The sequence below is a fragment of the uncultured Brachyspira sp. genome, assembly GCF_944388875.1.
Taxonomy (GTDB): Bacteria; Spirochaetota; Brachyspiria; order Brachyspirales; family Brachyspiraceae; genus Brachyspira.
In genome coordinates this window covers 59123-69883 of the sequence record NZ_CALXKQ010000013.1, presented here as the reverse complement: position 1 = coordinate 69883, position 10761 = coordinate 59123, and the positions used below count along the sequence as shown (strand labels likewise).

Below are 10761 nucleotides of genomic sequence, written 5' to 3'. Positions count from 1 at the left end.
CTACAGTCTACAGTCTACAGTCTACAGTCTACAGTCTACAGTCTACAGTCTACAGTCTACAGTCTACAGTCTACAGTCTACAGTAAACTTTATAAAAAAATATATTTCAATATGTCTATTTATATTGATTCTTTATAAATTCTAGGAGTAATTTATGTTTAATAATTTCAGAATAATGAGTATAAAAAATAATTTTAATAAGATAAAAAATGAGACTTTTGGATATAAAAAATATATTGATTTTTATGACAATTATTTATTGGAAATATTGCATGGTTTAAATATTGGTACTGGAGGAAGTATTAATGGTGATGGAGAAATAGAAGTAATTAAATATTTGATAAGTAAATTAGATAGCAGAGCAGCATATCCTATAATATTTGATGTAGGTGCTAATATTGGAAACTATACAAAAGCATTGCTGGATAATTTTGGAGATAATTGTATAATACATTCATTTGAACCTGTTAAAAAAACTTTTAAAAAGTTATCTGAAAACAATTTTGGTAAAAATGTTTTTCTGCATAATTTTGCTTTTAGTTCAACAGAAGGAGTTTCCAAGATATATACAAACTCAGAAACTTCAGGATTAGCTTCTTTATCAAAGAGAAGATTAGATCATTTTAATATACATATGGATATTGAAGAAAATATTGAGTTAAATACAGTGGATAGTTTTTGTTTATCAAATAATATAGATAAGATTTTTTTCTTAAAAATGGATGTAGAAGGTTATGAATTAGAAGTATTAAAGGGTGCTGAAAATATGTTAAATAATAACTCTATTGAGCATTTACAATTTGAATTTGGGGGATGTAATATAGATTCTAGAACATTTTTTCAAGATTTTTGGTATTTATTAAAAGATAAGTATAATATATATAGAATAGTAAAAGATGGTCTATATAATATATCAAGTTATAAAGAAACTTTAGAAATATTTATTACTACAAATTATTTTGCAGAATTAAAAAAATGAGTATATTTATTTTTTTATTTAAATTAATTATAGTAATGATTTAAATTTACAGATTTGTATTTTTTATAAAAGGTTAGTATTGTATTATTAAACAATATACTTTATTATAAATATATGAATAATATAAAGATAACTATACAATATGACGGCACAGATTTTTACGGCTGGCAGATACAGCCGAATTTAAGAACGGTTCAGGGGGAAATATATAAAGCTGTTCAAAAGGTATATGGAGAAAAAATCACAATATACGGATGCGGCCGAACTGATGCTGGAGTTCATGCTTTAGGTCAGGTAGCCAATTTTAGAGTTCCTAAAATGATTGTGCCTATTAATAAAGTGCATATAGCTTTAAACTCATGTTTGGACAGAGATGTAAGAATAATAAAAGCCGAAGAAATGGACGATAATTTTAATTCTAGAGCTTCGGCAACATTCAGAGAGTATTTATATATAGTTCATAACAGCAGTACATCTTTTCCATTTTATGAGAGGTATGCTTGGTTTTACAGAAAAAATATTATAGATGAGAAACTTATTAATGAATATGCTAAATACTTGATAGGGGAGCATAATTTTACATCATTTTGTTCTACAAAAGATGAAAATGATTCTAAATGTAGATATTTAGAAAAAGTTAAGGCAGTAAGAAAAGGAGATATTATATACTTTATAGTTAGAGGAAATGCTTTTTTGCACAATATGGTTAGAATAATAGTAGGTACTTTAGTTGAAGGTCAAAAAAAGAAAATGCCTATTAATTTTATAGAAGATATTTTAAGAAGTGAAAATAGGGCAAATGCTTTTGTAACAGCACCTCCTCATGGTCTTTATTTCAGACGTGCTTTTTTTAAGGATGTTTAAATATAAAAAAAAAACTTGAAATTAATTTTTTATATGTTATAATGTATAGCATATTTAGTTTTGGAGAGTTCGTTCAATTGGTAGAGCAGCGGTCTTGAAAACCGCCGGGCTAACACCCATGTGGGTTCGAGTCCCACACTCTCCGATTTTTTTATTGCATGGGGCTTTAGCTCATCTGGATAGAGCACTGGTTTCCTAAACCGGGTGGGCAGGTTCGAGTCCTGTAAGCCCCAAAAATGTATCTTAAAGATATTAAAAATGAACCTAAAAGATTACTTTTCATACATATTCAACATAAATAAGTTAAGGAAAATTAAATTATTTGTTTCTGATATAGACGGCGTTATGACGGACGGAAGGCTTATATTTGATGACAATGGTGCAGAAAGCAAATTTTTTCATACTCAGGATGGAATGGGCATAGTTATGGCATTAAAATCAAATATCAAAATAGCTGTAATATCAGGCAGCAGTTCAAATGCTATAAGAATTAGATTTGATAAGTTTAGAAAGCATGGTTTTGAAGATTTGATTCTAGGTGAAGAAAATAAAATGCCTTCTATTTTAACATTGATGGATAAATATGGTTTAAAAAAAGAGGAAATAGCATATATTGGAGATGATTTGATAGATTTATCTCCTATGAAATATGTAGGCGTATCATTTGCTCCTAAAGATGCTGTTTATGAATCTAAGAAGGCTGCTGATATAGTAATTGATAGAAAGGGCGGATATGGTGCTGTTAGGGTAGCTATTGATATGATATTGCATGCTAAGGGTATCTATAATGAAGTTATTAAAAATTTTTAGTATTATTGTGTTATTATCAGTTTTTGTTTCATGTACAAATTTTAATAATCTTGGAAGTCAGGATACAGATGATGATTTTGTTCCTCCTCCTGATATGGAATTTTACGGTTTTAGAAGAGAAAATTATGATACAAATTTCAAACAGTTAGATTCATTTGCTACGAATGCCAAATTTTATAATCAGAAAAAAATAGTGGAGCTTTATGACAGCAGAACATATACTTATGATTCCAATAGGACAATAGCAGCTAGTATATCAGGAGCATTTGTAACCGTAGATCAGAATACATTGTTCGTTGAAATTTATACAAATGTAGTAGCAAAATCTTCAAATAATACAGTTTTATATACAGAGCATTTACAATGGGATAATGAAAAACAATATGTTAAAAGTCCAGTGCCAATGCGTATAGAGCAGGAGGATGGAAGCTGGCTTACTGGAAGCAGTATGGAAGGCGATTTAGGATTAGAACATATAACTGTATATAATGAAACAGATCAAGGTGATGCTATAGGAGTTCCAGTTGCAGAATAAGAAATTATTTTTTTATGTATTATCTATACTATTTATGTTTGCTTTATGTTCTATAGCACAGCAGTCAAGAAGAAGTGCGGATAAATTTACATATAATAATAAAACTAAAGTATTTCAATATACAGGCAATGCTAAAATGGAAGATTCTTCAGCCGTTATTACAAGTTCTGTTATGACATTCTATCAGGAAACAGAATTAGCAACTTTCAGCGGAGGAGTGAAACTTTTAAGTAAAACAAATGGTTCTACTATATCAGGAGGATATGCCAGTTATAATGGTAAGACTAGATATGCCTATGTAAAAAATAAACCAGTATTAAGATCGCCTACTAACAATATGACTATAAGAAGTTCTTTTATGGAGAGAGATTTTAATACCCCTATTGCTAAGGCTATCAGTAATGTTCATCTCACACATGTTGACAAAGAAAATAAAAGACAGACTGACGGATATGCAGATAATTTAGTTTATAATATGGATACTCAAATATCAGTTCTTACTGGAAACCCTAGAATATATCAAGGTGCTGACAGGCTTGAAGGAGAGATATTGGAATATAATGCTAAAAATGCAACGGCTAATGTTATGGGAAGAGGTAAGGTTTATGTTCTTCAAACTAATAATTATATAAACTCTTCGGAAACAAATAAAAAAAACAGCAATGTTAGTAATTATAATATTATAGTTGCTGACAGATTATTTTTAAGTGAATACGGCGGAAAAGATAATAATACTCGTACTTTATATGCTTATGGAAATGTTACAGCATTCTTCTATGAGGAGAATATGATACTTAGAGGCGGTTATATAGAGTATGAGATAGATAATGAGCATGTTTATATGTATCAAGAGCCTTCGGTTAGAATACCTGATAGAGGAATTATAGCTTTTGGGGAATGGATAGAATACAAAAAGGATGCTGAATTTAAAGATATAATATTTCACAATGATGTTGTAATGGTAGATTATGATGAAAGCATATCATTAGAAGGTGATTTACTGCATTTAGACCCTGATACAAAAGTAGCTACAGTAAGCGGTGATCCTATTGCATACGTTGAAAATAGAAGCATTAAGATAAGTTCTGTAACTATGCAGATGTTTAATGACGAAGAAAAACTTAGAGCTAATGGCAATGTATTTGTAGAGAGCAAGGATATGAATTCGCAAAGTTCTTGGGCTACTTATTTTGATGAAGAAAAATATTTAAGACTTTGGGGAGAGAGTCCTTATTTGAAGCAAAAAGATAGTATTGTAAGGGCAAGAGAAATAAAATATTATATAGACACAGAAAAAATAGAGGCTATGGGTGTAAGCGGTGAAATACCTGAATAATATAATATATTTATTTTTTATATCCATAGTTATATTTTCATGTACAAAAAGTACAGAACCTCTTAGTAAAGAAAAAAATTATAATGTTAATATTACTTATATAGAAGATGACGGTATAAATTCTTTTGAGCCTAAAGATTTTATTGATATTTTTGATGATGATTTAAGCAAGTTAACTTATGAAATTTTAGGATATAAAATAAAATATAATCTTAAAAATGGAACAGATGACAGATCATTTTATAGGGCAAACAGAAGTATTATACTTAATAATGCTTATATCTTTAAAAGAGATTTTATAGATATAAGAAATATAGATTATAATGTACTAGAAAATGATATAAAAAATTCATTGTCCAATGAAACCAGTATGCATATAAAAAATATGTTCGGTTATGATTACGGTACTCCATTAGAGATTATAGCCAAAAATATAGCACCTTCATATATAGAAAGCATATTGAGTGTATGGAATAGTCCTGTAAAAAGCAGGAATGAATTATTGGTTGGAAGCAGATTTATGATGTATACAGCTTTGTACTGGAGAATAGTTGCTGAAGAGTTTGAAGATTCTGCCATTGTTATTGTTAATATTCCTATAGCAGCTAATTACAGAGGCATGTCTGCTAAATCCATTGCTGATGGGGGCTTTGTTGATAGAATTGTTGTAGAAAATAATCATATAAAGCCATGCAAATCTATAGCTGTAATAAGCATATATAATTTTTTGAATTCTGATATGGATAATGAAACTATCAAAAAAATGTTTTCATATTATATTGTTCAAACTATGGCTATGATGTTTCCTAAATATGATATTGACAGAGAAGAAAAGCACTCAATAATGTCAGAGGTAAAAGGATTTGACTATTTTAATTGGTACAGCAATATAATCAATTTTCAATTAAAAACACCTTATAAGACGATTAAAGAATATAAAGATACAATAAAACGATAATAACATAAAAAATAGTATTAATTAACTATAATAAAATAAACACTATCTCAAAAATGTCTATTAAATATAATACAAAATTAAAAAAGTGTCTATATTATTTGTATAAAATGTATAACCTATATGTGTTTTGATAAACATAATTATAAATTTGTTGGAAATTCATAAAAAATTCTATTTACTTAAAATCAAAAGAGGTTACAATTTATATATAAACAAAATATATATTATGTCGATTTTTATTATAGTGGGAGAGATATTTTATTATGAAAAAAATATTGGTTTACATTTTTATGGCAGCTAGCTTTTCGCTTGTATATGGTTTTGACGAAGGTTTTATTTGGGCATTAAAGGCAAACTTTAACGGCACTGCTACAATGCCTTCTATAAGCGATTCAGATTTGTATAAAATAGGTGCTACCTTTATGAAAGGCGGTGTTGGGTATACTATGGATGGAGAGGCAGAGCTTGGTTATTTATTTGGCTCTAAGAAATGGTTCGGATTAGATGATACAAGTAAATTCAGCGGTATGAGTTTTTATGGTTCTATAGGTGTTGGCAACGGATTTGCAGGTCAGATATCAGGAGGAACATTTGAAGGTGTTTCTGCTACCATGTTTATTAATGTTTACTATTCTCCAGTAATAAGTTTTGGTGTTGGTACTAAAGCATATTTTTTAAATAGCAGATTAGCATTAGGATTTCATATAGGAGGTAAGATAATAGCTGATTTATCTCCTCAGTATATGGCTTATTCTGACAGTGGAATATTAGACCCTGAACCAGAAGTAGGAGAAATAATAGTAACTGACTTTATGATAAGCAATATGAATCCTGTAATGTTCAGTATGAAGCTATTATTAGAATATAATCAGCCTGTAAATGACAGAGTAGAAGTTATACTTGGTGCATATACAAGATTTAATATTTATACTCCAAAATATGTAACTATGCCAAGCAGTTTATTAGATATAATGAATCAGGCATTGGAGAAAGATGGAAGACCTGCATTTTCTACAGAAACTCCTTTACCTTCTTATTATATTAATTCACTTGACTTTGGACTTACATTAGGTTTGGCATTTAAGGGATAATTTTAAAAAAGGGATAAATTTTTATTATGAATAAAATTAAATTGCTAATTATAATTAGTATGATATCTATTTTTATGATGTCTTGCGGAAGCGGATTTAATCCTATGTTTTATTATAATAAGGGAGGTAATAAAATTTCAGGAGGTTCGTCTTCAACTGATGTAGATATAAGTACGGGCGGAGAATTTCAAATTCCTGAAGGAGCTTTTAATGAAGAGAATTATCAATTTGATGGTTCTTTAATAAAAGATTATTTATTTGGGGCAAGTTTTGATGATAATAATGTGCCTATATATAAATTCTTTAAAGGAAATGGTGCTTGGTCATTAAAAGATACTGCATCTATGCAATATTTTTATGACGGAACATCTGATGAAAATAAAGCTAGAGGTTTTGGCATAAGTCCTGCATATTTTTATAGGTATAACGGAATGAATCCTTTAGTAAATAGTACTTCCAGCTATAATCAATTTGAAATAATGAAAAGATTTTTATTTTACAGACTTGAGGGAACAGCTGTAATTGTACCGCTTAATAACTATTTGATAGCTGTTGATACATATTCTAAATTTGTTTTTGCTTATGGAAAAATAACAAAAACAGGCACTAAATTAGGAAATGAATATCCTATAGAATTTCAGGCAGTTGAATTATATGGTGAAGGAAGATATTTCTGGGAGTATGATCCTATAGGAGTTATGGTTTATGAAAACGGAGAATTAAAGTTAAATTTGTATCAGGAATACAAGGATGAGATGGCACAGGATGCTAATAAATTTTTCCCTAAAGTTCATAATCCTGACAGACCAGTTGCTACTGCAAGTGATCCTGGTGTATCTCCGTATTTTGATAAAAACAGAGTCCCTTCAACTAAACCAGAAGTTAAAATTTCTATGACAGAACTTTATTTCAAAAATATTGACAGCAAAACTGTAAATAGATATACTCTTGGTAATTTTTCTGAATTTACAGGAGGTATATGGAATAAAGGCGATGCCAGAGAGGTAATGGATTATGGATTTTTTGGTTATGATGTTACAATGAAAGTTTCTTCAGATGATATATTTGTATCAGAATATAAATCTGCTGCTAATAAAGACTCTGGTACTGGAATAGGAGCTTATTTAAGAAGATACCAAGTTAATGTTAATTCTGAAGTTTCATTAGAGCTTAATGGTGAGAAAGAACAGACTGTACAAACTGAGTCTAAAGATATTAATATTAGTGTGGCGTTTAATCTTACAAAATATGATGAAGGCTATGGTGATTATAATGATTTATACTGGCCTTATAAATATTCTGAGAATAATAATATATATTTGACTATTAAATTTAATAAGGAAACAAAAAATGCAGAGTTATCAGAATATCCTAATAGTGATAGGATAATATCCAAAGAGGTTAAGTATAATAGTCAAGGAGAGATAGAAGTTACTATTGTGATGGATGGTCAGGACGGTGAACATGTTAAAATAGCAGACAAAGAAAATTTCTGGGGTGCTTGGTATGGTGTTGGATCATGCGGAGAAGGTCCTACAGGATATAATGATCAAGTACAGTTTAGATGTAAAATTAAGGTCGAAGATATAGAGTAAAAATAAAAATAGGTATGAAATATATAATTTTGTACCTATTTTGTATAATAAATTTGGGAGATATATTTATGAAAAAATTATATTTACTAATTATTTTTATTTTTGTTATGGTATTTACTATATCATGCGGAAATGCTTTAAACCCTCTATTTTATAATAGAGGCAGCAAAGGTTCTTTTACTCAGGAATTAAATAAACCAGAAGTAGAAGCTCCTGAAGCTATTCCAGAAGATCAAGATCCTTTTAAAAAGAATGAGGAATATAATAGTCCTGATTACGGAGGATTTAATGCAAATGTATTTGATAAGTGGCTATTTCAATCTAGTTTTAGGGAGGATAAACTTCCTATATACAATTTCTTAACAGAAGATACTAGAGTTTGGATGCCAGGAGGAAAGGATTGGAATGGTATATCTGCAAACTATTATAATCCAAGAGATAAAGAAAATGAGGCATCTGGTTATGGTATAACAGGTATGAGTGTTTATAAATATGATGCTGCCAACCCTCTTTATGATAATAACGGGTATTTACCCGGAAGAATGGAAAGATTCCGTTTTTATTCTATTCAAGGAGAAGCAGTTGTTGTAACATTAAAACAGTACTTAATAGCTGTTGATACTTATTCTAAATTTATATTTGCATTTGGAAAAATTACAAAAACTGAAACAGTTATAGGAGGAGATAAGGTTCCTATAGCATTTGAGGCTGTAGAGTATAATGGAGACAGACATTTTTATGAATATGATCCTATAGGTTATGTAGAATCGGATGGTTCTGTTGTTTTATATCCTCATTATCAAACAGAATTTGTAAAAGCTCCTACAGATTATAATCCTCAAGTTCATGGATATCCTTCTATGGCAACACATACTCCTACAGGACAAGGTCATTCTCCTTATTATGTAATGTCTGATGCAGAAGCAGGAGAAGATGATCAGCAAAAATATAGAGATGATATCAATACTTTGAATGGAAAAACATATAAATGGCGTGATTACAGCGGATATCAAAAATCACCTACAGGAGAAAAAGATCAAATTAATTTAGAAGAATGGATTAATTCAGGATATCTTGGTAAGAGTCTTATATTATATACTTATAGCATAGGAGATAATGGCGAAAAAATAACAGTTTCACAGCAGGAATTCCAAAAAAGCAGTGTAAGCAGCAGTAAAGATTATTATTTGAGTAAAATTACAGCATCAGATCAAGCTATATATACAAATTCAGATGGTTCTTCTCTATATATAAAAATAACAGAAAGTAACAGCAAAAAGACAATTTCTGTAGTCGGAAATATACTAGATGAGAATTTCCAAGATTACGGACCAATATTTGTTGATAGGGTAAAAAATACAGAGTTTAAATATTCTGGTAGTTTCTATTTGACTTATACTAGTAGTTTTGTAGAGCATTTCTTTGGAGCCGATATTAGAGATTTAACATATAAGTTTAATGATAATGGTACAGAATATACTATGTCTTTTTATTACAAAGGTAAAGGGGTTGGTACTAAAGAGGAATATAGAGATTATAGATTTAAACTTGCACGTTTTGATTCATCTGCCGCTAATACATGGACAGCTAAGTATGAATGTTTGGATATGGATGCAACATTAGGAAGCTACACTAGAGTTGTACTTAGAAATGGAAGCGGAACAGATAATCCTGGACCTAATGAGGTAGGTACTGCAATAAGAAGCAGTATGACTCTTCATTCTATAGATTTTGCTGAAACACCTACTATTAATATGGGACTTGATTTATATGCTGATAGAGTAGAATAAATAATAGAATAATGATGAAATAAATAGGCAGGAAATAATTTCCTGCCTATATAGTTTTTAATATAAAATCATATTTAATTAAATATAATAAACAATAGAAATATCTTTTTATACATTATGTATATATATATATTATTATGAGTTAATTTTACAATAGACATATTGATAAAAATAGAATAGTAGAATTTTGTAAATATTACTTTACTATTTTTTTTTTAATATATAATAATTAAAATAATTTATTATAGGATAATAAATGCTTAAATATTATTTTTTATTTATAATATCTTTATTCTTATTTTCATGCAGTTCTCAATATGTTACTGGGAATATACCATTTACTAACAGAGTTGGAATTTATGTTAGTGAAGATAAGGATATTACAGTTACAATTCTTGATAAAAAACAAGATAATTTGATTATAAAAATTACCTCTAAATCTATAAATGATACTTTGAGTGTTAGGGACAGCAGTTCTGGAAGATATTTGACTATTGATTCAGAAACATATTCTCAGTACAGCTACAGACTTAATTTCGGCAATTCTTTAAGCAGTATTGTTTTTACACTTAGAGAAAATAATACAGCTGTTATTTTTAATGAGAAATTATCTATACAAAATTAATATTTTAATATAATAAAGAATATTTGTTGTTTTTGAATAAAAAAGTCCGATTTTTTTATAGTTTTTTAAATTTTTTTTAAAAAAGTAAAATATAAATTGTTTATTTTCTTTAATAAATAGCTTATTTTTTAAAAATATTTGTTTAACTATAGTCTGTATTATTTATTAAAAGGAGATT

General features: G+C 28.8%; 10 protein-coding genes and 2 tRNA genes. All 12 read left to right on the top strand.

The features are described 5' to 3' along the window. Positions 1–154 precede the first annotated feature (154 nt). The 12 genes from Q0J69_RS08945 to Q0J69_RS08890 all read left to right on the top strand — a co-directional run bounded on the left by Q0J69_RS08945 (position 155) and on the right by Q0J69_RS08890 (position 10583). Positions 155–979: an FkbM family methyltransferase gene (locus tag Q0J69_RS08945; RefSeq protein ID WP_297206434.1), complete on the top strand. Its 825-nt coding sequence runs from the start codon at positions 155–157 to the stop codon at positions 977–979. 114 nt (positions 980–1093) lie between these two features. Beyond that, positions 1094–1843 (top strand): tRNA pseudouridine(38-40) synthase TruA, encoded by a 750-nt coding sequence (gene truA, locus Q0J69_RS08940; protein WP_297206431.1) that lies wholly within the window; start codon positions 1094–1096, stop codon positions 1841–1843. Between the two features lie 62 nt (positions 1844–1905). Then, positions 1906–1988: transfer RNA gene (locus Q0J69_RS08935), tRNA-Ser, on the top strand. A 15-nt stretch (positions 1989–2003) separates the two neighbouring features. Beyond that, positions 2004–2076: transfer RNA gene (locus Q0J69_RS08930), tRNA-Arg, on the top strand. Positions 2077–2101: 25 nt separating this feature from the next. Then, entirely contained in the window at positions 2102–2653 is a 552-nt protein-coding gene (locus Q0J69_RS08925) for an HAD-IIIA family hydrolase (protein WP_366030502.1), read from the top strand. After that, positions 2631–3188: an LPS export ABC transporter periplasmic protein LptC gene (gene lptC / locus Q0J69_RS08920; protein ID WP_297206424.1), complete on the top strand. Its 558-nt coding sequence runs from the start codon at positions 2631–2633 to the stop codon at positions 3186–3188. Before Q0J69_RS08925 ends, lptC begins: the two co-directional genes overlap by 23 nt. 34 nt (positions 3189–3222) lie before the next feature. Beyond that, the gene (locus Q0J69_RS08915; RefSeq protein ID WP_297206443.1) at positions 3223–4524 is read left to right on the top strand and encodes an LptA/OstA family protein; all 1302 of its coding nucleotides are present in this window, start codon (positions 3223–3225) and stop codon (positions 4522–4524) included. Then, entirely contained in the window at positions 4508–5482 is a 975-nt protein-coding gene (locus tag Q0J69_RS08910) for a hypothetical protein (protein ID WP_297206421.1), read from the top strand. The genes Q0J69_RS08915 and Q0J69_RS08910 overlap by 17 nt, the downstream gene beginning before the upstream one ends. Positions 5483–5745: 263 nt before the next feature. After that, positions 5746–6573 carry a hypothetical protein gene (locus tag Q0J69_RS08905; protein WP_297206418.1) on the top strand — a complete coding sequence of 276 codons (828 nt, stop codon included), beginning with the start codon at positions 5746–5748 and terminating at the stop codon, positions 6571–6573. Positions 6574–6599: 26 nt separating this feature from the next. Next, complete coding sequence (locus Q0J69_RS08900) at positions 6600–8168, top strand: hypothetical protein (RefSeq protein WP_297206415.1); 1569 nt, start codon at positions 6600–6602, stop codon at positions 8166–8168. A gap of 68 nt (positions 8169–8236) precedes the next feature. After that, a complete protein-coding gene (locus Q0J69_RS08895; protein ID WP_297206412.1) occupies positions 8237–9958 on the top strand; it encodes a hypothetical protein in 1722 nt (573 codons plus the stop codon). A gap of 256 nt (positions 9959–10214) precedes the next feature. Beyond that, positions 10215–10583 (top strand): hypothetical protein, encoded by a 369-nt coding sequence (locus tag Q0J69_RS08890; protein WP_297206409.1) that lies wholly within the window; start codon positions 10215–10217, stop codon positions 10581–10583. Positions 10584–10761: the final 178 nt, after the last annotated feature.